This is a genomic window from Pseudomonas sp. RT6P73, assembly GCF_054897715.1.
The window spans coordinates 4,857,501-4,881,253 of record NZ_JBUBUV010000002.1; the positions used below are offsets into that span (position 1 = coordinate 4,857,501).

The 23,753-nt window shown below is 60.2% G+C and carries 25 protein-coding genes; 16 read left to right on the forward strand and 9 right to left on the reverse strand.

What is annotated here, in order from left to right; all coding sequences use genetic code 11:
* Positions 1-88 precede the first annotated feature (88 nt).
* Positions 89-1,582 (reverse strand): CoA-acylating methylmalonate-semialdehyde dehydrogenase, encoded by a 1,494-nt coding sequence (locus ACYZT6_RS22645; RefSeq protein ID WP_461979247.1) that lies wholly within the window; start codon positions 1,580-1,582, stop codon positions 89-91.
* 77 nt (positions 1,583-1,659) lie between these two features.
* A complete protein-coding gene (gene aptA / locus ACYZT6_RS22650) occupies positions 1,660-3,009 on the reverse strand; it encodes an omega-aminotransferase AptA (RefSeq protein ID WP_208670133.1) in 1,350 nt (449 codons plus the stop codon).
* A gap of 124 nt (positions 3,010-3,133) precedes the next feature.
* On the opposite strand from aptA, the gene ACYZT6_RS22655 reads away from it, so the two are divergent.
* From ACYZT6_RS22655 to ACYZT6_RS22665, 3 genes are all read left to right on the forward strand, one after another.
* Positions 3,134-4,054 (forward strand): LysR family transcriptional regulator, encoded by a 921-nt coding sequence (locus ACYZT6_RS22655; protein WP_462028700.1) that lies wholly within the window; start codon positions 3,134-3,136, stop codon positions 4,052-4,054.
* Between the two features lie 239 nt (positions 4,055-4,293).
* Positions 4,294-4,944 (forward strand): TetR/AcrR family transcriptional regulator, encoded by a 651-nt coding sequence (locus ACYZT6_RS22660; RefSeq protein ID WP_414909360.1) that lies wholly within the window; start codon positions 4,294-4,296, stop codon positions 4,942-4,944.
* A 7-nt stretch (positions 4,945-4,951) separates the two neighbouring features.
* Positions 4,952-5,533, forward strand: a complete 582-nt coding sequence (locus ACYZT6_RS22665; RefSeq protein ID WP_462028701.1) for an IMPACT family protein — start codon at positions 4,952-4,954, stop codon at positions 5,531-5,533.
* A 226-nt stretch (positions 5,534-5,759) separates the two neighbouring features.
* Here the strand turns inward: ACYZT6_RS22665 and ACYZT6_RS22670 are convergent, their stop codons facing one another.
* On the reverse strand, positions 5,760-6,035 hold the full coding sequence (locus ACYZT6_RS22670; protein WP_462028702.1) for a hypothetical protein: 276 nt from the start codon (positions 6,033-6,035) through the stop codon (positions 5,760-5,762).
* Between the two features lie 30 nt (positions 6,036-6,065).
* Here ACYZT6_RS22670 and ACYZT6_RS22675 point away from each other — a divergent pair, with 30 nt between their 5' ends.
* Genes ACYZT6_RS22675 through ACYZT6_RS22685 form a run of 3 tightly spaced genes read left to right on the forward strand, consistent with a single transcriptional unit; the run spans position 6,066 to position 9,675 of the window.
* Positions 6,066-7,631 carry an ABC transporter ATP-binding protein gene (locus ACYZT6_RS22675; RefSeq protein WP_462028703.1) on the forward strand — a complete coding sequence of 522 codons (1,566 nt, stop codon included), beginning with the start codon at positions 6,066-6,068 and terminating at the stop codon, positions 7,629-7,631.
* Between the two features lie 11 nt (positions 7,632-7,642).
* Positions 7,643-8,749, forward strand: coding sequence for an ABC transporter permease (locus tag ACYZT6_RS22680; RefSeq protein ID WP_462028704.1), 1,107 nt, complete (start codon positions 7,643-7,645; stop codon positions 8,747-8,749).
* Entirely contained in the window at positions 8,749-9,675 is a 927-nt protein-coding gene (locus ACYZT6_RS22685; RefSeq protein ID WP_462028705.1) for an ABC transporter permease, read from the forward strand. The genes ACYZT6_RS22680 and ACYZT6_RS22685 overlap by 1 nt, the downstream gene beginning before the upstream one ends.
* A 66-nt stretch (positions 9,676-9,741) precedes the next feature.
* On the opposite strand, the gene ACYZT6_RS22690 is transcribed toward ACYZT6_RS22685, so the two are convergent.
* Positions 9,742-10,173: a hypothetical protein gene (locus ACYZT6_RS22690; RefSeq protein ID WP_462028706.1), complete on the reverse strand. Its 432-nt coding sequence runs from the start codon at positions 10,171-10,173 to the stop codon at positions 9,742-9,744.
* An 83-nt stretch (positions 10,174-10,256) separates the two neighbouring features.
* Between ACYZT6_RS22690 and ACYZT6_RS22695 the strand changes: the two genes are divergently transcribed.
* The 3 genes from ACYZT6_RS22695 (at position 10,257) to ACYZT6_RS22705 (ending at position 12,922) form a co-directional block, all read left to right on the forward strand.
* Positions 10,257-10,607: a MerR family transcriptional regulator gene (locus ACYZT6_RS22695; RefSeq protein ID WP_462030000.1), complete on the forward strand. Its 351-nt coding sequence runs from the start codon at positions 10,257-10,259 to the stop codon at positions 10,605-10,607.
* Positions 10,608-10,632: 25 nt separating this feature from the next.
* Positions 10,633-11,319: an SDR family oxidoreductase gene (locus ACYZT6_RS22700; RefSeq protein WP_462028707.1), complete on the forward strand. Its 687-nt coding sequence runs from the start codon at positions 10,633-10,635 to the stop codon at positions 11,317-11,319.
* 244 nt (positions 11,320-11,563) lie between these two features.
* A complete protein-coding gene (locus ACYZT6_RS22705) occupies positions 11,564-12,922 on the forward strand; it encodes an 8-oxoguanine deaminase (protein ID WP_462028708.1) in 1,359 nt (452 codons plus the stop codon).
* Between the two features lie 98 nt (positions 12,923-13,020).
* Here ACYZT6_RS22705 and ACYZT6_RS22710 read toward each other — a convergent pair whose 3' ends face one another.
* Positions 13,021-14,109: a calcium:cation antiporter gene (locus tag ACYZT6_RS22710; protein WP_462028709.1), complete on the reverse strand. Its 1,089-nt coding sequence runs from the start codon at positions 14,107-14,109 to the stop codon at positions 13,021-13,023.
* A 298-nt stretch (positions 14,110-14,407) separates the two neighbouring features.
* Here ACYZT6_RS22710 and ACYZT6_RS22715 point away from each other — a divergent pair, with 298 nt between their 5' ends.
* From ACYZT6_RS22715 to ACYZT6_RS22725, 3 genes are all read left to right on the forward strand, one after another.
* On the forward strand, positions 14,408-15,490 hold the full coding sequence (locus ACYZT6_RS22715; protein WP_462028710.1) for a BMP family ABC transporter substrate-binding protein: 1,083 nt from the start codon (positions 14,408-14,410) through the stop codon (positions 15,488-15,490).
* A gap of 176 nt (positions 15,491-15,666) precedes the next feature.
* A complete protein-coding gene (locus ACYZT6_RS22720) occupies positions 15,667-16,632 on the forward strand; it encodes a 2-oxoglutarate and iron-dependent oxygenase domain-containing protein (RefSeq protein WP_462028711.1) in 966 nt (321 codons plus the stop codon).
* An 82-nt stretch (positions 16,633-16,714) separates the two neighbouring features.
* The gene (locus tag ACYZT6_RS22725; RefSeq protein WP_462028712.1) at positions 16,715-17,668 is read left to right on the forward strand and encodes an adenosine deaminase; all 954 of its coding nucleotides are present in this window, start codon (positions 16,715-16,717) and stop codon (positions 17,666-17,668) included.
* A 151-nt stretch (positions 17,669-17,819) separates the two neighbouring features.
* Here ACYZT6_RS22725 and ACYZT6_RS22730 read toward each other — a convergent pair whose 3' ends face one another.
* On the reverse strand, positions 17,820-18,554 hold the full coding sequence (locus ACYZT6_RS22730; protein ID WP_010463793.1) for an ArsR/SmtB family transcription factor: 735 nt from the start codon (positions 18,552-18,554) through the stop codon (positions 17,820-17,822).
* A 317-nt stretch (positions 18,555-18,871) separates the two neighbouring features.
* The gene (locus ACYZT6_RS22735) at positions 18,872-19,801 is read right to left on the reverse strand and encodes a LysR family transcriptional regulator (protein ID WP_462028713.1); all 930 of its coding nucleotides are present in this window, start codon (positions 19,799-19,801) and stop codon (positions 18,872-18,874) included.
* A gap of 117 nt (positions 19,802-19,918) precedes the next feature.
* On the opposite strand from ACYZT6_RS22735, the gene ACYZT6_RS22740 reads away from it, so the two are divergent.
* From ACYZT6_RS22740 to ACYZT6_RS22750, 3 genes are all read left to right on the forward strand, one after another.
* Positions 19,919-20,212 (forward strand): putative quinol monooxygenase, encoded by a 294-nt coding sequence (locus ACYZT6_RS22740; RefSeq protein WP_438659709.1) that lies wholly within the window; start codon positions 19,919-19,921, stop codon positions 20,210-20,212.
* A gap of 32 nt (positions 20,213-20,244) precedes the next feature.
* Positions 20,245-21,258, forward strand: a complete 1,014-nt coding sequence (locus ACYZT6_RS22745) for a zinc-binding alcohol dehydrogenase family protein (protein ID WP_462028714.1) — start codon at positions 20,245-20,247, stop codon at positions 21,256-21,258.
* 150 nt (positions 21,259-21,408) lie between these two features.
* On the forward strand, positions 21,409-21,579 hold the full coding sequence (locus tag ACYZT6_RS22750; protein WP_462028715.1) for a hypothetical protein: 171 nt from the start codon (positions 21,409-21,411) through the stop codon (positions 21,577-21,579).
* 8 nt (positions 21,580-21,587) lie between these two features.
* Here the strand turns inward: ACYZT6_RS22750 and ACYZT6_RS22755 are convergent, their stop codons facing one another.
* Together ACYZT6_RS22755 and ACYZT6_RS22760 are read right to left on the reverse strand one after the other, a co-directional pair.
* A complete protein-coding gene (locus ACYZT6_RS22755; protein ID WP_462028716.1) occupies positions 21,588-22,784 on the reverse strand; it encodes a multidrug effflux MFS transporter in 1,197 nt (398 codons plus the stop codon).
* A gap of 220 nt (positions 22,785-23,004) precedes the next feature.
* Positions 23,005-23,202 (reverse strand): cation transporter, encoded by a 198-nt coding sequence (locus ACYZT6_RS22760; protein WP_462028717.1) that lies wholly within the window; start codon positions 23,200-23,202, stop codon positions 23,005-23,007.
* Positions 23,203-23,350: 148 nt separating this feature from the next.
* Here ACYZT6_RS22760 and ACYZT6_RS22765 point away from each other — a divergent pair, with 148 nt between their 5' ends.
* Positions 23,351-23,734: a hypothetical protein gene (locus ACYZT6_RS22765; protein WP_462028718.1), complete on the forward strand. Its 384-nt coding sequence runs from the start codon at positions 23,351-23,353 to the stop codon at positions 23,732-23,734.
* The last annotated feature ends 19 nt before the right edge of the window (positions 23,735-23,753 follow it).

Below are 23,753 nucleotides of genomic sequence, written 5' to 3' on the forward strand. Positions count from 1 at the left end.
GCTATTTTCACATTTCTGTCATATAGGTCAAAAAAGCCCGAAAACACAAAGGCCGAGCCCCAAGGGGCTCGGCCTTCTTCCCGTCTACTTACAAGCTAGGGAACGCGAATTGCGACGCTTCATGGCTCGCACGCTGCGGCCAGCGCTGGGTAATGGCTTTGCGACGGGTGTAGAAACGCACGCCATCCGGGCCATACGCATGCAGATCGCCGAACAACGAACGCTTCCAGCCACCGAAGCTGTGATAAGCCACCGGCACCGGCAACGGCACGTTGACGCCGACCATACCGACTTCGATCTCGTCACAGAACAACCGCGCCGCTTCCCCATCACGGGTGAAGATGCAGGTGCCGTTGCCATACTCGTGATCGTTGATCAGCTGCATCGCCTCTTCCAGGCTGTTGACCCGAACGACACACAGCACCGGCCCGAAGATCTCTTCTTTATAGATGCGCATCTCTGGTGTGACGTTATCGAAAAGGCAGCCACCCAGGAAGAAGCCTTCTTCATGACCGGCAACGCTCAGACCTCGACCATCCACAACCAAGGAGGCACCCGAAGAAACGCCGTCTTCTATATAGCCACTGACTTTGTCGCGAGCCTGACCGGAAACCAGTGGCCCCATGTCCAGACCACAGGTCGTCCCGGCACCGATTTTCAGCGCCTTGATTTGCGGTACCAACTTGGCCACCAATGCATCCGCCACCTGGTCGCCTACACACACGGCCACCGAGATCGCCATGCAACGCTCACCGCAAGAACCGTACGCCGCGCCCATCAGTGCGCTGACCGCATTATCCAGATCCGCATCCGGCATCAGCACCGCATGGTTCTTCGCGCCGCCGAGTGCCTGAACGCGCTTGCCGCGCTTGGTGCCTTCGGCATAGATGTACTCGGCAATCGGCGTCGAACCGACAAAGCTCAGCGCTTTGACTTCTGGCGCTTCGATCAGCGCGTCCACCGCAGCCTTGTCGCCGTGCACCACGCTCAGTACGCCTTTAGGCAGACCTGCTTCGATCAACAGCTGAGCGATCAACAAGGTCGAGCTCGGATCCCGCTCCGATGGTTTAAGGATGAAGCAATTGCCGCAGACGATCGCCAGCGGATACATCCACAGCGGCACCATCGCCGGGAAGTTGAACGGCGTGATACCGGCAACTACGCCCAGCGGCTGGAAGTCCGACCAGGCATCAATGTTCGGGCCGACGTTACGGCTGTACTCGCCCTTGAGAATTTCCGGCGCGGCGCAAGCGAACTCGACGTTCTCGATACCGCGCTTCAACTCCCCCGCCGCATCTTCCAGGGTCTTGCCATGTTCTTCACTGATCAACTGAGCGATGCGCGCTTCGTTCTGCTCCAGCAATTGCTTGAAGCGGAACATCACCTGCGCACGTTTGGCCGGCGGCGTGTTACGCCAGGCCGGGAACGCAGCCTTGGCCGAGTCGATGGCTTTCTGAATGGTTTCGCGGCTGGCCAACGGCAGCTTGTGGATAGCCTGGCCGGTGGACGGGTTGAACACGTCAGCCGTGCGACCGTCTTCGGTCACCAGTTCGCCATTGATCAAATGCGGGATAAGGCTCATGCGGGGCTCCTGAAAGTTGTCCACAGGCGCCCTTCAAGGGGCGCCCGTCTTTATATAGAGAGAATAGAAGGGAAAAATCAGTCGATTTTGTTCAGCACTTCGCCGACCGCGTCGAACAGACGATCAAGGTCTTGCGGCTTGCTGTTGAAGGTTGGGCCGAACTGCAGGGTGTCGCCGCCAAAGCGCACATAGAACCCGGCTTTCCACAACGCCATGCCCGCTTCGAACGGACGCACAATGGCATCGCCATCACGTGGTGCGATCTGGATCGCGCCGGCCAGGCCGTAGTTACGAATGTCGATAATGTTTTTCGAGCCCTTCAGGCCGTGAAGGGCATTTTCGAAATGCGGTGCGACTTCGGCCACGCTCTGCACCAGGTTTTCCTTTTGCAGCAGATCGAGTGCGGCCAGGCCAGCCGCGCAAGCAACAGGGTGTGCGGAGTAGGTGTAACCGTGCGGGAATTCCACCGCGTACTCAGGCGTCGCCTGGTTCATGAAGGTCTGGTAGATCTCGGAGCTGGCAATCACCGCGCCCATCGGGATCGCGCCGTTGGTAACTTGCTTGGCGATGCACATCAGGTCCGGGGTCACGCCGAAGCTGTCGGCGCCGAACATCGAACCGGTCCGGCCGAAACCGGTGATCACTTCGTCGAACACAAGCAGGATGTTGTGCTGATCGCAGATCTCGCGCAGACGCTTCAGATAACCCTGCGGCGGAACCAGTACGCCAGCGGAACCGGCCATTGGCTCGACGAAAACGGCAGCAATGTTCGAAGCATCATGCAACTCGATCAGCTTGAGCAGTTCATCAGCCAGCGCGATTCCGCCTTCTGTCGGCATGCCACGGGAGTATGCATTGCTCGCCAGCAACGTGTGCGGCAGGTGATCGACGTCCATCATCGCCTGACCGAACATTTTACGGTTGCCGTTCACACCGCCGAGGCTGGTGCCGGCGATGTTCACACCGTGGTAGCCACGGGCACGGCCGATCATTTTGGTCTTGGTGGCCTGGCCTTTCAGGCGCCAGTAAGCACGCACCATCTTCACTGCCGTGTCGGCGCATTCAGAACCCGAGTCGGTGAAGAACACGTGGTTCAGATTGCCCGGGGTCAGGTCAGTGATTTTCTCGGCCAACTGGAACGAGAGTGGGTGGCCGTACTGGAAGCCTGGCGAGTAATCGAGCGTGCCGAGTTGCTTGGCGACGGCTTCCTGGATTTCCTTGCGAGTGTGCCCGGCGCCACAGGTCCACAGACCCGACAGCGAATCGTAGACCTTGCGCCCCTTGTCATCCGTCAGCCAACTGCCTTCCGCGGCAACGATCAGTCGCGGATCGCGCTGGAAATTGCGGTTGGCGGTGTAGGGCATCCAGTGAGCATCGAGCTTGAGCTGGCTGGCCAGGGAAGTCGGGGCGTTTTCGGGCAAGTTCATGGGCAAAACCTCGCAGAGCAATAAGCGGCATAGAGATCAAAAGCGTTCTTGCAGCTAAATTGCCACGGGGATAAAGTCGGTGAAATCCAACTCTTCTAACGTTCAGTCAGGCCCACACTAAACTATGAGCAGCCGCCGCCCCGATCCACTGGCGCAAGTCAGCGACTTTGATATCCGCCTGCTGCGGATTTTCCGCAGCGTGGTGGAATGCGGCGGCTTCTCCGCGGCGGAATCGGTACTGGGAATCGGTCGCTCGGCCATCAGCCAGCAAATGAGCGATCTGGAACAGCGCCTTGGCCTGCGGTTATGCCAACGCGGACGCGCCGGGTTTTCCCTGACTGAAGAAGGTCGCGAGGTTTACCAATCGGCGTTGCAACTATTAAGTGCGCTGGAAAGTTTCCGCACCGAGGTCAACGGACTGCACCAGCATCTGCGCGGCGAATTGACCATCGGCTTGACCGACAACCTCGTCACCCTGCCCCACATGCGCATCACCCACGCTTTGGCGCAATTGAAGGAACGCGGTCCGGACGTGCAGATTCAAATCCGCATGATCGCCCCCAATGAAGTCGAACAAGGTGTGCTCGACGGTCGCCTGCATGTCGGCGTGGTGCCGCAGGCCAGTGCGTTGTCGGGGCTGGAATATCAGCCGCTCTACAGCGAACGCTCGCTGTTGTATTGCGCGGTTGGTCATCCCTTGTTCTATGTCGACGATAAACAACTGGACGACGAACGCCTCAACTGTCAGGACGCCATCGCGCCGACCTTCCGTTTGCCGGCCGAAATCCAGGCGCATTACCAGGCACTCAATTGCACCGCCAGCGCCTCGGACCGCGAAGGCATGGCGTTCCTGATCCTCACCGGGCGCTACATCGGCTACCTGCCGGACCACTACGCCAGCCTCTGGGTGCAGCAAGGTCGATTGCGGGCGCTGAAACCCAAGGCGCGGTTCTATGACCTGAGCCTCGCTTCCGTCACGCGCAAGGGCCGTCGTCCGCATTTGGTGCTGGAAAGTTTTCTGGAGAGTCTTGCCGCAACCCGCTAAGAACCAACATGCACTGTAGGAGCGAAGCTTGCTCCGGGCGGCGTTCCGACGAAGACGTCGGCTCAATCAACATCAATGCTGAATGTTAAGACGCCTTCGTCGGAACGCCGCCCGGAGCAAGCTTCGCTCCTACAGGGATCTGTGGTGTTCAGGTTTTATCGCGTCGGGACTTGTCTGGAACCTTTGGGTGCGCTATCAACGCATTTGGTTGCACCCACCCATCCTGTTCGGAAGTGCCTATGACCTTTGAAGTCCCCGCTCACGGCGGCAAACCTGCCAGCCGCATTCGTCAGAAGAACGAAGAGACCATCATCAAAGCCGCCGAAGACGAGTTCGCCCGTCACGGATTCAAAGGCACCAGCATGAACACCATCGCCCTGAATGCCGGGTTGCCCAAGGCGAACCTGCATTACTACTTCACCAACAAACTCGGTTTGTACGTGGCGGTGCTGAGCAACATCATCGAGTTATGGGACAGCACCTTCAACACCCTGACCGCCGAGGATGATCCGGCCGAAGCGCTGACGCGTTATATCCGCGCCAAAATGGAATTCTCCCGTCGCCAGCCGCAAGCCTCGCGGATCTTCGCCATGGAAGTGATCAGTGGCGGCGAATGCCTGACCGAGTATTTCAACCAGGACTATCGCGCTTGGTTCCAGGGCCGCGCGGCCGTGTTCCAGGCCTGGATCGATGCCGGCAAGATGGACCCGGTCGACCCGGTGAACCTGATCTTCCTGTTGTGGGGCAGCACCCAGCATTACGCCGACTTCGCCACACAGATCTGCCGTGTCAGCGGTCGCACCAAGCTGACCAAGCAAGACATGGAAGACGCCGGCAACAACCTGATCCGCATCATCCTCAAGGGCTGCGGCCTCACGCCAGCTATCTAAGACACTTATGCCTTTTACCCTCAGCGGTTTTTGCGAATACCGCGAAGAGATTCGCAAAAGCCGTTTCATCACCTTCGCCGCGCCGATCTCCAGCCCCGCTGAAGCCCAGGCATTCATCGATCAGCACAGCGACTTGAACGCCTCGCACAATTGCTGGGCATGGAAGCTCGGCGATCAATACCGCAGCAATGACGATGGTGAACCGGGCGGCACCGCAGGACGGCCGATTCTGGCGGCCATCGAAGCGCAGGATTGCGATCAGGTCGCGGTGCTGGTGATTCGTTGGTACGGCGGCATTCAACTGGGCACCGGCGGCCTCGCCCGAGCCTATGGCGGCGGCGCCAACAAGTGCCTGCAAGGCGCGGCAAAAGTCGAGCTGATCAGCCGGGTGCCGGTGAGCTGCGCCTGTGCATTTGGGGAGTTGGCGCTGGTGAAACTGCGCGTCGCTGAATCGGGTGGTTTGGTGGTGGAAGAAACCTTCACCGCCAATGGCGTGGAGTTGCAATTGGCGGTCGGCAAAGAGCAAATCACTGCCTTGCAAACGCAGCTCGCAGATTTGAGCCGCGGGCGCATTGTGTTGCAGCACTGATCGCACCAACAACGTTCACAGCCCTTTCGTCGAGCCCGATTACTTGCCCACATCTGCTGTGTACCCGGCTGTGGATAACCTGCGCATATCCTGCTGTAACCCTTCTGTCATGCGGCTTTGCGGGCATTGCTCATTTTTCGTCCAATCTTCCACATCGAAGACTAATTCCACTAAAAAACAAACAGTTAGCGTCGGTTATCACCTTTAGAAGGTAGCCGCACAGTGCTTATGCCCGTGCTTTCGGCTTGCGCACAAATACTGTGGAACAACCTGTGGATAACCCGTTCATGGCTGGCGCAGCCCTATACCCGGCATAGGTCGCCGCGTGTTGCTCGTTTTTTGACCAATTGCCAGCGAGCAAAATCAGAGCCTGATCAAAGACTTTGCCCCCAAGTAGTGCCTGATCGGGATTCGAAAAATGGCGGGGCCCTGTCCTCAATGCCTCTGCCACCAAGGATTTTCGGTTTTCCTGACCCAATGGCCAGGAAATTGCTTTATCCACAGGCATAACTCCTATCGACCCGAGCCAGTCATGCCCAAACCCGTGCCGATCCCCGATCAAACGCCCCGCCTGCAATTGCGCAGAATCAGCAAACGTTATCCCGGTTGCCTGGCCAACGACGCCATCGACCTGAACATTGCTCCCGGTGAAATCCACGCCCTGCTCGGCGAAAACGGCGCGGGCAAAAGTACGTTGATGAAAATCATCTACGGCGTCACCCACGCCGACTCTGGAGAAATGATCTGGCAAGGCCTGCGCGTAAACATGCGCAACCCGGCCCAGGCTCGCGCACTGGGGATCGGCATGGTGTTCCAGCATTTCTCGTTGTTCGAAACCCTCAGCGTGGCGCAGAACATTGCCCTGGCGATGGGTGCGGCGGCCGGCACGCCGAAACAGCTTGAGCCAAAGATTCGTGAAGTCTCCCGGCGCTACGGCATGGCGCTGGAACCGGAGCGACTTGTCCACAGCCTGTCGATCGGCGAGCGGCAACGGGTGGAAATCATTCGCTGCCTGATGCAGGACATTCGTCTGTTGATTCTCGATGAGCCGACCTCGGTGCTCACACCGCAGGAGGCCGACGAACTCTTCATCACCCTGCGCCGACTTGCGGCCGAAGGCTGCAGCAATCTGTTTATCAGCCACAAGCTCGGCGAAGTGCGCGTGTTGTGCCACAGCGCCACGGTGCTGCGCGGCGGTCGAGTGGCCGGGCATTGCGTACCCGCCGAGTGTTCTGATCAGCAATTGGCGAGGTTGATGGTTGGGGAAGCGGCCGAGCTGATTACGGATTATCCGAAGGTGATTGGCGGCAATGCATTTTTGAACGTGAACGGCTTGTCGTGGCACAACCCGGACCCGTTCGGCTGCTCCTTGACGCACATTGACCTCGAAGTGCGCAGCGGCGAAATCGTCGGTATCGCCGGCGTTGCAGGCAACGGTCAGGATGAGTTGCTGGCCCTGCTAAGCGGCGAAGAACGGCTGAGCCGAAACGATAACGCGACGATTCGTTTCGGCGGGCAACCGGTCGCCGATTTGCGGCCCGATGCACGACGCAAACTCGGCCTCGCGTTCGTTCCCGCCGAGCGGCTGGGCCACGGTGCGGTGCCCGAATTGAGCCTCGCCGACAATGCCCTGCTCACCGCGTTTCAAAAAGGGCTGGTCAGCAACGGGCTGATCCAGCGCGCCAAGGTCGAAGCGTTGGCGCAAGAAATCATCCACCGCTTTGGTGTGAAGACGCCCGACACCCAAGCGCCGGCCCGCAGTTTGTCCGGCGGCAACCTGCAGAAATTCATCCTCGGCCGGGAAATCCTTCAGCAACCGAAATTGCTGGTGGCCGCGCACCCGACCTGGGGCGTTGACGTCGGCGCCGCCGCCACCATTCACCGTGCGCTAATTGCCCTGCGCGATGCCGGCGCGGCGATCCTGGTGATCAGCGAAGACCTCGACGAATTGTTCCAGATCAGCGACCGGCTCGGCGCCTTGTGCAGCGGACGTCTGTCGCCGCTCAGGGCAACGGTCGACACGCGGCTGATCGATGTCGGCGGCTGGATGGCCGGCCAGTTCGACGCCACTCAATCACTTGCATCCGCAACGGTTTAACGGAGTTTTCCATGCTGCTTTCTCTCGAACCCCGTGGCCAGCAATCGCGCCTGATGCTGTGGTGCTCGCCGTTGCTGGCCGCCGTCCTGACATTGGGTTGCGGCTCGCTGCTGTTTATTGCGCTGGGCCATGATCCGCTGCTCACGCTGCACACCCTGCTGATCGCGCCGGTCAGCGACTTGTATGGTGTCTCCGAACTGTTGGTCAAAGCCTTGCCGATTCTGCTTTGCGCGCTGGGGCTGGCGGTGGCGTATCAGGCGCGGATCTGGAACATCGGCGCCGAAGGCCAATTGCTGCTCGGTGCCCTGGCTGGCAGTGCACTGGCGGTGAACATCATCGATATGCAAAGTCGCTGGGCGCTGGTGCTGATCCTGCTCGTTGGCACCCTGGCCGGTGCCGCGTGGGCCGGACTGACGGCGTGGTTGCGCACGCGTTTCAATGCCAACGAAATCCTCACCAGCATCATGCTCAATTACATCGCGCTGAACTTGCTGCTGTTCTGCGTGCATGGGCCACTGAAAGACCCGGCCGGGTTCAACTTTCCGGAATCGGCGATGTTCGGCGATGCCAGCCGCTTGCCGCTGTTGATGGAGGACGGCCGGGTTCACGCCGGGGTGTATTTCGCCCTGCTCGCGTTGGTGGCGGTCTGGGTTTTATTGCAGAAAAGCTTCGTCGGGTTCCAGATCAAGGTGCTCGGACTGGACAAGCGTGCGGCGGGTTTCGTCGGGTTTCGCGAGAAGCGGCTGATCTGGCTGGCGTTGTTGATAAGCGGCGGATTGGCAGGGCTGGCCGGGGTGTGTGAAGTCACCGGACCGATTGGCCAACTGGTGCCGCAAGTCTCGCCGGGTTATGGCTATGCCGCCATCACTGTGGCGTTTCTCGGGCGACTCAACCCCATCGGCATTCTGTTTTCCAGCCTGCTGATGGCGTTGCTTTACATCGGCGGCGAGAGCGCGCAGATGAGCATGAATCTGCCGCAAGCGATCACCCAATTGTTCCAGGGAATGATGCTGTTTTTCTTGCTGGCCAGTGACGTGCTGATTCTCTACCGGCCGCGTTTGAACCTGCGCTGGACTCGCCGCGCGCAAGCCACCGCTGTACACGCAGGAGCGCTGTGATGGATATCGATCTGCTGAGCAATATTTTCTACGCCATGGTCCGTTGCGGCACGCCGTTGCTGTTGGTGGCGCTGGGCGAATTGATCTGCGAGAAAAGCGGCGTCCTGAATCTGGGCCAGGAAGGCATGATGCTGTTTGGCGCGGTGATCGGTTTTATTGTCGCGCTGAACAGCGGCAACCTGTGGCTCGGCGTGTTGCTGGCGATGCTCGCCGGGATGCTGTTGTCGTCTCTGTTTGCGCTGGTGGCGCTGGTGTTCAACGCCAATCAGGTGGCCACCGGGTTGGCGCTGACGATTTTCGGTGTGGGCCTGTCGACCTTCGTAGGCGCGGCGTGGGTCGGTAAACCGCTGGCGGGTTTTGAACCGGTGGCGATTCCGTATCTGAGTGAGATTCCGCTGATCGGGCGGATGCTGTTTGCGCAGGATCTGCTGGTGTATCTGTCGTTCGCACTGTTTGCGCTGGTGGCGTGGGTGATTCTGAAAAGCCGTGTCGGGCTGATCATTCAGGCCGTCGGGGAAAGCCCGGATGCGGCCAGCGCCATGGGCTTGCCGGTGTTGGGCGTGCGCACGTTGGCGGTGCTGTTCGGGGGCGCAAGGGCAGGGTTGGCCGGGGCCTATTTGTCCCTGGCCTACACGCCGATGTGGGCGGAAAACATGAGCGCCGGGCGTGGCTGGATTGCCTTGGCCCTGGTGGTATTTGCCAGTTGGCGCGTGTGGCGCTTGCTGTTGGGGGCGTACCTGTTCGGGCTCGCCAGCATCCTGCACCTGGTGGCGCAGGGGTTGGGGCTGGCGATTCCGTCGAGCCTGCTGGCGATGCTGCCGTACGTCGCGACGATTGTGGTGCTGGTGCTATTGTCGCGGGATGCGGTGCGCACACGGTTGTATGCGCCGGTGTCGTTGGGGCAGCCGTGGCGGGGCGGGCATTAAGTTTGATCCGGCCGGCCTCTTCGCGGGCAAGCCTCGCTCCTACAGGTCCACTGCCGATTTCACGAATTACGCAAAACCTGTAGGAGCGAGGCTTGCCCGCGAAGGCGTCCGAACAGGCAACACCTGAACCACGCCCCACGCCAGCTCAAAGACCAGGAAAACCACCAACAATGAACTGGCCCCGTGGAGCAAGGCGTAGAGCTGCCAAGTAGAGAACAGGAATCTCCCGACCGCGTCATACCGCCCAAACACCAACTGCGGATCACGAATCCGCAGCACCGCCCAGACACACACAATCGAACCCAACAGATTCGCCATCAGCATGTGCATCGGCTCGAACGGCGGTAGCTCTCCAGGCAAATTGAACGCCTGACTCACACTTAACAACAGCCCATGCAATGCGGCAAAACTCCACGGCGTGATAAACGCCGCCGTCACGATCAGGTCATACCAGGCGCTGCCCCGCACCAACCGGCGATATTGCGTTGAAGTCCACATTGGCCTTGCTCCATAAATTCAGGGAGCAACAAGGCTAAAGCCTGGAGTATGCTCCAAGGTCAAGCCCCTCTCGAGACGTCATGATGCGCATCGGTGAATTAGCCCAAGCCAGCGCCGTCAGCCGCGACACCCTGCGCTTCTACGAGCAGCGCGGGCTAATCGCTGCGCAACGCAGTGCCAACGGCTATCGCGACTATCCGCCCGACATGGTGCAACTGGTGCTGTACATCAAGACGGCTCAGCGATTGGGCTTTACGCTGGGCGAGATCGGCAACAGCGTCGCCACAATCTGGCAATCGCCAGATCCTGACAGCGCCGTCATGCAATTGCTGCAAGACAAGCTCAAGCTGATTGAAACCCGTATGGACGAACTCGGAGCATTGCGCCACGAGTTGCAACAACGGCTCGGGCAACGCTGTCCACTGAGTCCATGATCCTCATTTATCAAGGAAGCCACTCATGTCCAAGGCAAAAACCGCACTCATCATCGGTGCCTCACGGGGCCTGGGCCTCGGCCTGGTGAAAACCCTGCTGGCCGACGGCTGGCAAGTCACCGCCACCGTGCGCAATCCGCAGAACGCCGAGGCGCTGCAAGCGTTGGGCAAGGTGCGGATCGAAAAGCTCGACATGGACGATCAGCAGGCCGTCATCGCCTTGAGCCAACAGCTCAAGGGTGAAGTGTTTGATTTGCTGTTCGTGAATGCCGGGGTCAAGGGGCCGGAGGTACAGACGCCTGGCGGCGCGACGCTGGCTGAGGTCGGTCAATTGTTCTTCACCAACGCCGTGGCGCCGATCAACCTGGCACAACGTTTTGCCGGGCAGATTCGCCCGGACACCGGCGTGCTGGCGTTCATGAGTTCGGTACTCGGTAGCGTGACCATGCCGGACGCGCCGGAGCTGGCGTTGTACAAGGCCAGTAAAGCGGCGCTGAATTCCATGACCAATAGCTTTGTTACTCAGTTGGGCGAGCAGAAGCTCACCGTGTTGTCGCTGCATCCGGGGTGGGTGAAGACCGACATGGGCGGTGAAGGCGCGGACATTGATGTGGAAACCAGTACGCGTGGGTTGGTTGATCAGGTGAACGCGTACACCGGCAAGGGTGGGCATCACTTCGTCAATTACAAAGGCGAGACCATTCCCTGGTAATGCCCTTCGTAGGAGCCGGCTTGCTGGCGATAGCATCTCCCTGGTGTCACTGACAGACCGAGGTGTCTGCATCGCCAGCAAGCCGGCTCCTACAGGTCCTTCGTCGTCCTGTCGGGTTGGGCTTGCCCGTTGCGCGGTTTTGTTTGAAACTCCGCACCTCGTCCTTGCGGCGACCCTGGATCAGCAGACAGGGTAATCACTGAGCTGGCTAACCTGAACCCCACTTTCAGAGGAGCCGGCCAACATGCCTGCGACCCGTACCTGGTTAAAAAATCCCCTCGCCATCTTTACTGCCAATGGCCTCGACGCCCGTGGCGGTCTGGTTGTGCAAGACGGTGTGATCGTCGAAGTGCTCGCCGCTGGCCAGCAACCGTCCGCGCCCTGTGGACAAGTCTTCGATGCCCGCGAGCATGTGATCCTGCCGGGATTGATCAACACCCATCACCACTTCTATCAAACCCTGACCCGCGCCTGGGCGCCAGTGGTCAATCAGCCGTTGTTCCCCTGGCTGAAAACCCTGTACCCGGTCTGGGCCCGCCTCACCCCTGAAAAACTTGCCCTCGCCACCAAAGTTGCGCTGGCCGAATTGCTGCTGTCCGGCTGCACCACCGCTGCTGATCACCATTACCTGTTTCCGGAAGGCCTGGAAAACGCGATCGACGTGCAAGTCGAGAGCGTCCGCGAACTGGGCATGCGCGCCATGCTGACGCGCGGCTCCATGAGCCTTGGCGAAAAGGACGGCGGCCTGCCACCGCAGCAAACCGTCCAGGAAGGCGAAGTGATCCTCGACGACAGTCAGCGTTTGATCGCCGAATACCACGAGCGTGGCGATGGTGCGCAAATCCAGATCGCCCTGGCACCGTGCTCACCATTTTCGGTGACACCGGAAATCATGTCTGCCAGCGCCGAACTGGCGAACAAACTCGACGTGCGCCTGCACACGCACCTGGCCGAAACCCTCGACGAAGAAGACTTCTGCCTGCAACGCTTTGGGTTGCGCACCGTGGATTATCTGGACAGCGTCGGCTGGCTGGGCCCGCGGACCTGGCTGGCCCACGGCATCCACTTCAACCCGGACGAAATCGCCCGCCTCGGCGCCGCGGGCACCGGGATTTGCCATTGCCCGAGCTCGAACATGCGTCTGGCCTCCGGCATTTGCCCGACGCTGGACCTGACCGCTGCTGGTGCGTTGCTGGGTCTGGGCGTGGATGGCTCGGCGTCCAACGATGCGTCGAACATGATGCTCGAAACCCGTCAGGCGCTTTACATTCAGCGGCTGCGTTATGGCGCGGAAAAGATCACGCCGGAATTGGTTTTGGGTTGGGCGACCAAGGGCTCGGCGAGTTTGCTGGGCCGTACTGACATCGGCGAACTGGCGGTGGGCAAGCAGGCGGATCTGGCGCTGTTCAAGCTGGATGAGCTGCGTTTCTCGGGCAGTCATGATCCGGTGTCGGCGTTGCTGCTGTGCGGCGCGGATCGGGCGGATCGGGTGATGATTGGCGGCAAGTGGCGAGTGGTTGATGGGCAGGTTGAAGGGCTGGATCTCAAAGGTTTGATCGCCGATCACAGCCAGGCGGCCAGGCAGTTGATTGCCGGTACCTGACAGGACGCCTTCGCGGGCAAGCCTCGCTCCTACAGCGATTTGCATCGTTCCCGAAAACGACACTGAACCTGTAGGAGCGAGGCTTGCCCGCGAAGCTTTTAGAGGCCCAGCAGCGACAACATGATGAACGTCGCAAACAACACGAAATGCGTCATGCCTTCGATGGCGTTGGTTTCGCCATCATTGAGGTTGATCGCGCTGACGATCAGGGTGAGGAAAATCATCACCGTCTGCACCGGGGTCATCGCCATCTGGAACGGCTGGCCGGTGTAGAGCGCCATCGCTTCCATCACCGGCACCGTCAGAATCACCGTCGACAGTGACGCGCCCATCGCGATGTTGACCACCGACTGCATGCGATTGGCCAAGGCCGCGCGCAACGCGGTCAGAATCTCCGGCGCTGCGGAAATGGCCGCCACCAGGATCGCCGTGATCACCGGCGGTGCGCCCGTGCCTTCCAGGCCCAGGTCGAGAGTCTTGGACATCACTTCGGCCAAAGCGCCAATGACCACCACACCGAACACCAGCGTGCCGATACTCAAGGCCAGATTGACCGGTTCAGGTTCCTCCTCCGGGACTTTCCTGCGACGTTTTTCCGGGTAGCTGTAACTGAAGAAATAACTGTGCGGCCCGACCTGCATACGCAGGAAAAGGGCGTAGAGCACGACCATCGCGCCAATCGTGAACGCCGAATACAGCTTCCAGTTGGCCTCGGGGATGAACTCCGGCACCACCATGGACACGCCCATGGCAGTGAGGATCATCACGCTGTAACTGCGGGCCGAGTCGTCGTTATAGGACTGTTCGCCATGCTTGATCCCGCCCATCAACGCAGCCAGGCCGAGGATGCCGTTGATGTCGAGCATCACCGCCGAATAAATCGTGTCGCGCACCAGGGTCGGCGAAGCTTCGTTGCTCATCATGATCGCCAGGATCACCACTTCCACCAGCACCGCGGCCAGGGTCAGGATCATCGTTCCGTAAGGGTCGCCGACTTTTTCCGCGAGCAACTCGGCGTGATGGGCGACGCGCATGGAGGCGACGACGATGAACGCGATCAGTACCAGGCCGGCGGTCAGCGCGATGGGTTGGCCGCTGTGCAACATCCAGTGTTCCAGCGGATACGCAATGAATGCCGCAATCAGGGCCAGCAGCAGAAACTTTTCTCGCTTGAGGAGTGTGAGCATTGCGGGCCTTTTTTTGCCGAGTGGAGCAAACAGAGTGATGAGCTACTGACTGCGGGGCGGCGCTAACGTTTCGTTACACCTTAGCGCACCAGTGGGTGGCGGCCGGTTCGGGGCGTGCACTTTTATCGGCCTTGCTGGCCCCATCGCGGGCAAGCCCGCTCCCACATGATCTGCGCAAATCCTGTGGGAGCGGGCTTGCCCGCGATGGGCGTGACGCGGTTTCCGAGACTTTGTTGTCTCGTTGGTCAGCAATTTGCATTGCCCCTGCCAACCTCACAACAACATGGAGTTCGAATTCATGCACAAACGTCCGTTGAAGAAGCTGCTTTGCGCCGTTGCCGCGGCCATCGGTCTGAGCGCGAGCCTGACCGTCAGTGCCGCCGACCCGCTGAAAGTCGGCTTCGTCTATATCGGTCCGATTGGTGACCACGGCTGGACGTATCAGCATGAACAGGGGCGCAAGGCGCTGGCCGAGAAATTCGGCAATCAGATCACCACCAATTACGTGGAGAACGTCGCCGAAGGTGCGGATGCCGAGCGGGTGATCCGCAACATGGCCAAGGACAACTACGACCTGATCTTCACCACGTCTTTCGGCTACATGAACCCGACCCTGAAAGTCGCCAAACAATTTCCCAAGGTGACCTTCGAACACGCCACCGGCTACAAGCAGGACAAGAACCTCGGCACCTACCTGGCGCGCACCTATGAAGGTCGCTACGTCGGCGGTTTCCTCGCGGCGAAGATGACCAGGACCAAAAAGATCGGCTATGTCGCATCCTTCCCGATCCCGGAAGTGATCCGCGACATCAACGCCATCCAACTGGCCCTGAACAAGTACAACCCCGGTACCGAGATCAAGGTGGTGTGGGTTAATTCCTGGTTCGATCCGGGCAAGGAAGCCGACGCCGCCAACGCGCTGATCGACCAGGGCGTGGACGTGGTGTTCCAGCACACCGACAGCCCGGCGCCGATTCAGGCGGCTGAACGTCGCGGCGTGTACGCCGTCGGCTACGCTTCGGACATGGCGCACTTCGGGCCGAAAGCCGTGCTGACATCGATCGTCAACGACTGGGGCCCGCATTACATTCAAGCGACCCAAAGCGTGCTCGACCACGCGTGGAAGTCGCAGGATTACTGGGGCGGATTGAAAGAAGGCACGGTTGAGCTGCCAATCAGTGACCTGGTGCCAGCGGCGGTGAAAACGGAAGCCGAGCAGATCATTGCTGACATCAAGAGCGGCGCCTTCCACCCGTTCACCGGGCCGATCAAGGATCAGGCCGGCACCGAGAAAATCGCGGCGGGCGCGACGGCCAGCAATGCGGAACTGGCGTCGATGAACTACTACGTCGAAGGCATGAAGGCCGACATCCCGAAATAAATGCCTTCAGTTGAAACACAGTACCTGTGGGAGCGGGCTTGCCCGCGAAGAGGCCATCACAGTCAACATCATCATTGACTGTCAGTCCGCTATCGCGGGCAAGTCGAATCGTCGCACCGCCGCTCCCACAAGGTCCGCCAGTGTTTTCCAGTCTGCGTACACTTCAGGACAGCCGCATGAACAGCCTTCCCATCATCGACATCACCCCGCTCTACAGCGAAGACCAGCAAGCCTGGCAATCCGTTGCCGAAGAGATCGACCTTGCCTGCCGCGAGTGGGGCTTTTTCTACATCAAGGGCCACCCGATCAGCCCTTCCCGCATCGACGCCGTGCTCGACCACGCCCAACGCTTCTTCGCCCTGCCCGCCGCCGACAAGCTCAAGATCGACATCACCCAGACCCGCCACCACCGCGGTTACGGTGCCATCGCCACCGAGCAACTTGACCCAAGCAAACCCAGCGACCTGAAAGAAACCTTCGACATGGGCCTGCACCTGCCGGCCGATCACCCGCAAGTGCTGGCGGAAAAACCGTTGCGCGGCCCCAACCGCCATCCAGCGATGCCCGGCTGGGAAGCCTTAATGGAGCAACACTACGTCGACATGCAGGCGCTCGCTCAAACCCTGTTGCGAGCCATGACGATGGCGCTGAATATTGAGCGCGACTTCTTCGACACGCGCTTCCATGAGCCGGTCAGCGTACTGCGGATGATTCACTACCCGCCGCGCCACACCGCCAGTTCAATCGATCAGCAAGGCGCTGGCGCCCATACCGATTACGGCTGCATCACCCTGCTGTATCAGGACGCCGCCGGTGGCCTGCAAGTGCGCAACGTCAAAGGCGAATGGATCGACGCGCCGCCGATCGAAGGCACGTTCGTGGTCAACCTCGGCGACATGATGGCGCGTTGGAGCAACGACCGTTACGTGTCGACGCCGCATCGGGTGATCAGCCCGCTGGGCGTCGATCGTTATTCGATGCCGTTCTTCGCCGAACCACACCCTGATACGGCGATTGAATGCCTGCCCGGTTGCCAGGACGAATCGCACCCGGCGAAGTACCCGGCCACCACCTGCGCCGAATTTCTGCTCTCGCGCTTCGCCGAGACCTACGCCTATCGACGGGAACAGCCAGCGGTGTGATGAACCGGCTGCTCAGGTTTTGCTAATTGTTTCTACGGGCATCTGTAGAATGCTCGCCATCTGCACCTGATGAGAAAAGACTATGTACGACTGGCTGAACGCCCTGCCCAAGGCAGAACTGCACTTGCACCTCGAGGGTTCGCTGGAGCCTGAGTTGCTGTTCGCCTTGGCCGAACGCAACAAGATCGCCCTGCCGTGGAGCGATGTCGACACCCTGCGCAAGGCGTACGCCTTCAACAACCTGCAAGAATTCCTCGATCTGTACTACCAGGGCGCCGACGTGTTGCGCACCTCGCAGGACTTCTACGACCTGACCTGGGCCTACCTGTTGCGTTGCAAGGCGCAGAACGTGATTCACACCGAACCGTTCTTCGACCCGCAGACCCACACCGACCGTGGTGTGCCGTTCGAAGTGGTGCTCAACGGCATCGCGGCGGCGCTCAAGGATGGCGAGCAGCAACTGGGCATCACCAGCGGTTTGATCCTGAGCTTCCTGCGTCACTTGAGCGAAGAAGAAGCCCAGAAAACCCTCGACCAGGCACTGCCGTTTCGCGAGGCGTTTGTGGCTGTCGGCCTGGACAGTTCGGAAATGGGCCACCCGCCGAGCAAGTTCAAGCGCGTGTTCGATCGTGCCCGCCACGAAGGTTTCCTGACCGTCGCCCACGCCGGTGAAGAAGGCCCGCCCGAGTACATCTGGGAAGCCCTCGACCTGCTGAAAATCCAGCGCATCGACCATGGCGTGCGCGCCATCGAAGACGAGCGCTTGATGCAGCGGATCATCGACGAGCAGATCCCGCTGACCGTGTGCCCGTTGTCCAACACCAAGCTCTGCGTGTTCGACCACATGTCCCAGCACAACATCCTCGACATGCTTGAGCGTGGCGTGAAAGTCACCGTGAACTCGGATGACCCGGCGTACTTCGGCGGGTATGTGACCGAGAACTTCCATGCGCTGTACACCGATCTGGGCATGACCCAGGATCAGGCCAAGCGACTGGCGCAGAACAGCCTGGATGCGCGGTTGGTGAAACCTTAAAGGTCACCAAATAACCGTGTGGGAGCGAGCCTGCTCGCGATTGCAGTCTGTCAGTTGACTTAGATATTAACTGACACATCGCCATCGCGAGCAGGCTCGCTCCTACAGATTCTGTGTTCAGCCGGCTACCGGTTTAGCACTTCAAACGGCGCTAAAGCGCCATTTCCAGCTCGGTTTCCTTGGCGAAACGATGGATTTCCCGCTGCCCTGCGGCCGTGATCTGCAAGGCTCGCGAATCGTTGGGCAGGCTCAGCCAGCCGGATTGCATGAACAGCTGCAACAACGCAGCACCCAGCGAACCGCCCATGTGCGGGCGTCTTTCGCTCCAGTCGGGACACGCGCAGGCCACTCTGCTGTTGCGATGGGCCAAGGCCTGGATGAACACGCCGCGCGAGGCCAGTTGCGTGGAACCCTTGTGGGTGATCATGACGCGCTGTTCGAACTGCTCGATCCAGCCCGCATCCAGCAACCGCTGGTAAAGGTCGGCGGCCAGAGTGCCTCCCAGATGGTCATCGCACAGTCGGGCCCGCAACAACGACGAAGGCGCCGCCTGCGGTTTGGCAATGGGGCTGGTGCGTTTGAAAACGTCCGGGACTGGCTGCGGGGTACTGGCCAGCGTCGCGCTGGCCAACGCTTCGATTGCCGCGCCGACTTCAGGCGCGGCCAGGCGGAAAAAGCGTTTGCGCCCACGGATTTCGACTTTCAACAGACCTCCGGCGGACAAACGCCCCAGGTGTGCACTGGCCGAAGACGGTGACAGGCCGGCCAATAGCGCCAGCTCTTCGGTCTGCCGCGCCGAGCCGTCCATCAAGGCCCACATCATTGCGCTGCGCTTGGGGTCAGCCAGCAACGTGGCGATCTGGCTGATGCAAGGTGCATGTTCCATGTATTCACTCCCTGTTGAATCGTTTCGTCTGCTGCTCAGAGACATCTTGACCAGTAATGTGTCGTCGGCCAAGACGCGGAAACCGCCATAAGCCGGGCAAAGTCCCTCACTCACCTGTGCCATTGCCTCGCAGGTATCACAAAGGTCTGGTGCCCGGCCGAGGGGCCGTGCCGACTGGAACGCGGACTCGCCATCGCGAGATCGACGGTGCGTACATGAGGCGGGCGCTAGTATAAGCGGGTTAACCGCCGGTTCCTGCCCCTGGGAAAGCGTGGGTGGTGATAGTTCCTGACAGAAATTTCGCTATTTGCCTGCGACTAATGATCGATGCCCGATATCGTCGGAAATTGGCTGCCTAAATGAGCGCATCGGCTGGCAAGCATTTCCCGCAAAAGGTTCACCGGCTTACTCAATTGTGCGCGATGGGCGCACAGCAGATTCAGCGGTGCGCGCTCGCAGAGCAACTCCGGCATCAGCACTTTCAATCGTCCGGCGAGCACATCGGCGGCGACATCCAGCCAGGACTTATAAGCAATCCCCGCCCCCGCCACTGCCCACAGCCGCACGACATCGGCATCGTCACTGAAACGATCGCCGCTGACGGTCAGGCCGACTTCGCGCTTGCCGTCGTGGAAGCTCCAGTGATCATGGACCCGGCCACCGAGCATGAACAATAAACAATTGTGCTGCGCCAGTTGCTCCAGATGCCGCGGCTCGCCATGCCGGGCCAGATAACTCGGCGCAGCGCAGAGCACACGGCGGTTTTGCGCAGCGATGGGCAGAGCCACCAGGCTTGAGTCTTCCGGTTCGCCGTAACGCAGGGCAATGTCCACTGGTTGGCGGAACAGGTCGGCGATGCGATCGCCCAGCAACAGGCGCACGGTCAGTTTGGGATGCTCACGCTGGAATTCGTCGAGCCATGGCAGCAACAGGTTGCGGCCAAAGTCTGACGGTGCCGACAACTGCAAAATCCCGCTGACCTGGTCCTGACCGCTGGCCAGCAAGCGACGACCTTCATCGAGATTGCTTAAGGCAGCCCGGGCGTATTCCAGAAAGCCCTCACCTTCGGCGGTCAGACGCAAACTGCGGGTGGAACGCGCCAGCAAACGCGCGCCGAGTTGCTGTTCAATGCGCTTCAACGCCGCACTGGCCACCGCTGCCGACATGTCCATCACCCGCGCCGCTGCCGACAGACTCCCCAGGTCCGCTGCCCGGACGAACAACTGCAAGTCATCGAAACGCAGCATTTCAGCCCCGATTATCAAAAAAATATTGAAAGAGACTGCTCTTTTAGCGGGTTTTATCTTGCAGAGAAATAGCCAATCATCCACCCCATCGAAATCATCCCGTTTCCGGAGTCGACCATGTCCCAGCCTTTTACCGCCATTGCCACCCTGATTGCCAAAGCCGGCCAGCAAGACGCCCTCGAACAGCACCTGCGTGCGCTGGTGGAACCGACCCGGGCCGAGGCCGGTTGCGGCCAATACGACCTGCACCAGGACCTGGCCAATCCGCTGGCTTTCTACATGATTGAACACTGGAGCAGCGACGAGGCCCTGCAAGCCCATGACGCCAGCGCCCATGTCCAGAACTTTCGGGCCAAGGCCGGCGACTTTCTTGAGCACTTCGAACTCAAGCGCCTGCGCACCGTGGCTTGATCCCTTCTTCTATTAATGTTCAGGAGCCCTACATGAAAGCCATCGCCTACTACGCCTCTTTGCCGATCAGCGACGCCAAGTCCCTGCAAGACATCGAACTGCCAGAACCGGTTGCTGGTCCGCGGGATCTGCTGGTGGAAGTCAAAGCCATCTCGGTGAACCCGGTCGACACCAAGGTCCGCCAGAACGTCCAGCCTGAGGGCGGCGCGGCGAAAGTGCTGGGGTGGGACGTGGCCGGTGTGGTCAAGGCTGTCGGCAGTGATGTCACGCTGTTCAAGGCGGGCGACAAGGTGTTTTACGCGGGCTCCATCGCCCGTGCCGGGGGCAATAGCGAATTGCACGTGGTGGACGAACGCATCGTCGGCCATATGCCGAAAACCCTCGGTTTCGCCGAAGCCGCCGCGCTGCCGCTGACCGCCATCACGGCTTGGGAATTGCTTTTCGAGCGCCTGCAAGTACGCGAAGGTAACGCCGATGAGGGCCAGAGCCTGCTGATCGTCGGCGCGGCTGGCGGTGTGGGCTCTATCCTCACGCAACTGGCCAGCCAGCTCACCGGGCTGAACGTCATCGGCACCGCTTCCCGCCCGCAAACCCAGAGCTGGGTGCGCGAGCTGGGCGCCGATCTGGTGATCGATCACAGACAGCCGCTGAGTGAAGAGCTCAAGCGTGCAGGCGTGGACCATGTGACCCACGTCGCCAGCCTGACCCAGACCGATCACCACCTGGATCAACTGGTCGAGGCGTTGGCGCCGCAAGGCAAACTGGCACTGATCGATGATCCGAAAGCGCTGGACGTGACCAAGCTCAAGCGCAAGAGCCTGTCGCTGCACTGGGAATTCATGTACACCCGCTCGCTGTTCGAAACGGCGGACATGATCGAGCAGCACAAACTGCTCAACCGCGTGGCCGGGCTGATCGATGCTGGTACGCTGAAGACCACGGTCGGCGAGCACTTCGGGACCATCAACGCGGCCAACCTGCGTCGCGCCCATGAGCTGCTGGAAAGCGGCAAGTCCAAGGGCAAGATTGTGCTCGAAGGGTTCTGAAACAAAATGAAACAGGTGTCGTCCCTCTGGACGACACCGTCAGTCCGAGAGTTGAGCGTTGTCACAATTGCGATCGTATTCGGGTCTACAATCGAAACCTCTGCGATGCATTCTTTTACGTAACATCTTTTAAGAGAGGAGAGTTCAGCAATGAAGATCCTGATAAAAGAAGTGGCTAAATCCCAGTGGCAGGTCCGTCTGGACCAGCACGCGGTAACGTTCCGCAGCGAAGCTGAAGCAATCGCCTTCACCAGAACCCTTGAAGCGCGATTGTTCGCGCCCCATCAATTTCCCGACCGCCAGCAGCGCGCCGCTGGCTGAGTCCGTCCTCAGACCTGGGCTTGCACCAATGCCCGGGCATTTTGCAAACGCCGGGTGAGCATCGCCGCGCTCACCACCAGAATTCCGCACAGGCTGATGACCATAGCCATCGGCACGGCGCTGCCATCGTGTAAAACACCGACCAAGGCTGCCGCTCCGGCGGCGACGCTGAATTGCAGGCAACCGAGCATCGCCGACGCACTGCCGGCGCGGGCGCCCTGCCCGTTCATGGCGCAGGCCGAGGCGTTAGGGAGGATGCAACCGAGGCTGGCGATGCAGATAAACAGCGGAATCAGCAGCGGCCATAACTGCTCGGAGTGCAGCGCACTGACGGCGAGCAGAGTCAGCCCCGCACCCAGGTAGATCCACACGGTACGCACCAGCAGGAATGCCGGGCCACGCTTGGCCAGCAATCGCGCATTGACCTGCGCCACCAGAATGAAACCCGCCGCGTTGGTCCCGAACAGCCAGCCGAAATGCTCGGCCGGTACACCGTAGAGTTTGATGAAGACGAACGGTGAACCGGCGATGTAGGCAAACATCCCGGCAATGGCAATACCGCCGGTCAAGGCGTGGCCGAGGTAGACCGGATCCGACAACAGCCGACCGTACTGACGCAACGCCCCCGACAACGGTTGGCGCGGCACATGAGCCGGCAGACTTTCCGGCAACCCGATCGCCACGGCCAATCCCGCCAGTGCACTGAAACCGGTCAGAACCAGAAAGATTGACTGCCAGCCCGTGGTGTTGACCAGCAGTCCACCGAGCATGGGCGCGAGGATCGGCGCCAGGCCCATCACCAGCATCAGCTGCGAAAAAACTTTCGCCGAACCCACCGCATCGCATTTGTCACTGACCACCGCTCGGGCAATCACCATCCCCGCGCAACCACCGAGCGCCTGAATGAACCGCGCACCGATCAACCATTCCAGATTCGGCGCAAACGCGCAGGCCAGGGAGGCGGCGGTGAACAGACCGACGCCCGTCAGCAAAGGAATCCGTCGACCGAAGCGGTCCGCTACCGGCCCGTACGCCAGCTGACCGAGGGACAGGCCCAGGAAATACGCGGCCAGTGTCAGCTGAACGTGTTTCTCATCGGTACCGAACGCGAGCGCCATCGCCGGGAACGCCGGCAGGTAGAAATCGATCGCCAGCGGACCGAAAGCGCTGAGGGCGCCAAGAATCAAAATGGTACGGAAGTTCATCAGGCATCCAGTTGGGCATAAGTCGGCAGCCCGACAGTCTAGCCGCGCATGGACGCCTTGAACATTCCGATAGCTCGCTAACTATTAAAAACCCAGGATCAACACAAAACCAATGTGGGAGCGAGCCTGCTCGCGATAGCAGTGTGTCAATCAGCATTGGTGTCGACTGATACACCGCTATCGCGAGCAGGCTCGCTCCCACAGGGATTTGTGTATGGTCTCAGGCGAGCTTTGCGTCGTAGCCTTCTTCGGTGATTGCGGCGATCACTTGCTCGGTTGTCAGCGCACTTTCAACACCGACTTCTTTCGCCGCCAGATCGATCCGCACGCTGGCCGCAGGATCCTTGGCTTGCAGCGCCTGGGTAATGGCGTTGACGCAGTGACCGCATGACATGCCTTGAACGTTGAACACTTGCATGGTGTGGCTCCTTTTATGAGGGTTGCGGGCAGTCTCGAGCTTGCCACCATGGCAAGGTCAAGTTCTGAAGAGATCTGCCGGGCTGGCAATCGGCGGCGCGCTCGGCCAAGCTGCGAGCATTAATGACTCGACTTCAGGAGATTCAGCCATGCGCTGGTCAGCTCTCAGCCTGTTTGGCTTCCTCAGCCTGTTTGCCGCGACACCTTCGGTTCAAGCCGCCGGGGAGGACTATGGCGTACTGATCATTTCCCGCGAGCGCCTGGAAGTCGCGACCTCCTGCGAGATCGGCGTATACATCCAGGATCAACTGTCGGCGCGGCTGTTCCAGGAACAAAGCACTTCGTTCAACCTGCCGCCGGGCAATGTATCCCTGCGCCTCAAACTGTTGCCGGGCCAGGCACTGGGTTGCAACCCGGGCATGCTCGCGCCGGGCTCGCAGAACATCACGCTCAAGGCCGGAGATGTGTTGAAGTTCCGGATTGCGATGACACAGGAAGGGATGTACCTCAAGCCCACTGTCCTGGACTACTGACCACCATCGACCCCTGTAG

Excerpts from the sequence above, each read along its gene's own strand:
- ACYZT6_RS22645 (WP_461979247.1), bottom strand. The coding sequence starts at position 1,582 with ATGAGCCTTATCCCGCATTTGATCAATGGCGAACTGGTGACCGAAGAC.
- aptA (WP_208670133.1), bottom strand. The coding sequence starts at position 3,009 with ATGAACTTGCCCGAAAACGCCCCGACTTCCCTGGCCAGCCAGCTCAAG.
- ACYZT6_RS22655 (WP_462028700.1), top strand. The coding sequence starts at position 3,134 with ATGAGCAGCCGCCGCCCCGATCCACTGGCGCAAGTCAGCGACTTTGAT.
- ACYZT6_RS22660 (WP_414909360.1), top strand. The coding sequence starts at position 4,294 with ATGACCTTTGAAGTCCCCGCTCACGGCGGCAAACCTGCCAGCCGCATT.
- ACYZT6_RS22665 (WP_462028701.1), top strand. The coding sequence starts at position 4,952 with ATGCCTTTTACCCTCAGCGGTTTTTGCGAATACCGCGAAGAGATTCGC.
- ACYZT6_RS22675 (WP_462028703.1), top strand. The coding sequence starts at position 6,066 with ATGCCCAAACCCGTGCCGATCCCCGATCAAACGCCCCGCCTGCAATTG.
- ACYZT6_RS22680 (WP_462028704.1), top strand. The coding sequence starts at position 7,643 with ATGCTGCTTTCTCTCGAACCCCGTGGCCAGCAATCGCGCCTGATGCTG.
- ACYZT6_RS22685 (WP_462028705.1), top strand. The coding sequence starts at position 8,749 with ATGGATATCGATCTGCTGAGCAATATTTTCTACGCCATGGTCCGTTGC.
- ACYZT6_RS22690 (WP_462028706.1), bottom strand. The coding sequence starts at position 10,173 with ATGTGGACTTCAACGCAATATCGCCGGTTGGTGCGGGGCAGCGCCTGG.
- ACYZT6_RS22695 (WP_462030000.1), top strand. The coding sequence starts at position 10,257 with ATGCGCATCGGTGAATTAGCCCAAGCCAGCGCCGTCAGCCGCGACACC.
- ACYZT6_RS22700 (WP_462028707.1), top strand. The coding sequence starts at position 10,633 with ATGTCCAAGGCAAAAACCGCACTCATCATCGGTGCCTCACGGGGCCTG.
- ACYZT6_RS22705 (WP_462028708.1), top strand. The coding sequence starts at position 11,564 with ATGCCTGCGACCCGTACCTGGTTAAAAAATCCCCTCGCCATCTTTACT.
- ACYZT6_RS22710 (WP_462028709.1), bottom strand. The coding sequence starts at position 14,109 with ATGCTCACACTCCTCAAGCGAGAAAAGTTTCTGCTGCTGGCCCTGATT.
- ACYZT6_RS22715 (WP_462028710.1), top strand. The coding sequence starts at position 14,408 with ATGCACAAACGTCCGTTGAAGAAGCTGCTTTGCGCCGTTGCCGCGGCC.
- ACYZT6_RS22720 (WP_462028711.1), top strand. The coding sequence starts at position 15,667 with ATGAACAGCCTTCCCATCATCGACATCACCCCGCTCTACAGCGAAGAC.
- ACYZT6_RS22725 (WP_462028712.1), top strand. The coding sequence starts at position 16,715 with ATGTACGACTGGCTGAACGCCCTGCCCAAGGCAGAACTGCACTTGCAC.
- ACYZT6_RS22730 (WP_010463793.1), bottom strand. The coding sequence starts at position 18,554 with ATGGAACATGCACCTTGCATCAGCCAGATCGCCACGTTGCTGGCTGAC.
- ACYZT6_RS22735 (WP_462028713.1), bottom strand. The coding sequence starts at position 19,801 with ATGCTGCGTTTCGATGACTTGCAGTTGTTCGTCCGGGCAGCGGACCTG.
- ACYZT6_RS22740 (WP_438659709.1), top strand. The coding sequence starts at position 19,919 with ATGTCCCAGCCTTTTACCGCCATTGCCACCCTGATTGCCAAAGCCGGC.
- ACYZT6_RS22745 (WP_462028714.1), top strand. The coding sequence starts at position 20,245 with ATGAAAGCCATCGCCTACTACGCCTCTTTGCCGATCAGCGACGCCAAG.
- ACYZT6_RS22750 (WP_462028715.1), top strand. The coding sequence starts at position 21,409 with ATGAAGATCCTGATAAAAGAAGTGGCTAAATCCCAGTGGCAGGTCCGT.
- ACYZT6_RS22755 (WP_462028716.1), bottom strand. The coding sequence starts at position 22,784 with ATGAACTTCCGTACCATTTTGATTCTTGGCGCCCTCAGCGCTTTCGGT.
- ACYZT6_RS22760 (WP_462028717.1), bottom strand. The coding sequence starts at position 23,202 with ATGCAAGTGTTCAACGTTCAAGGCATGTCATGCGGTCACTGCGTCAAC.
- ACYZT6_RS22765 (WP_462028718.1), top strand. The coding sequence starts at position 23,351 with ATGCGCTGGTCAGCTCTCAGCCTGTTTGGCTTCCTCAGCCTGTTTGCC.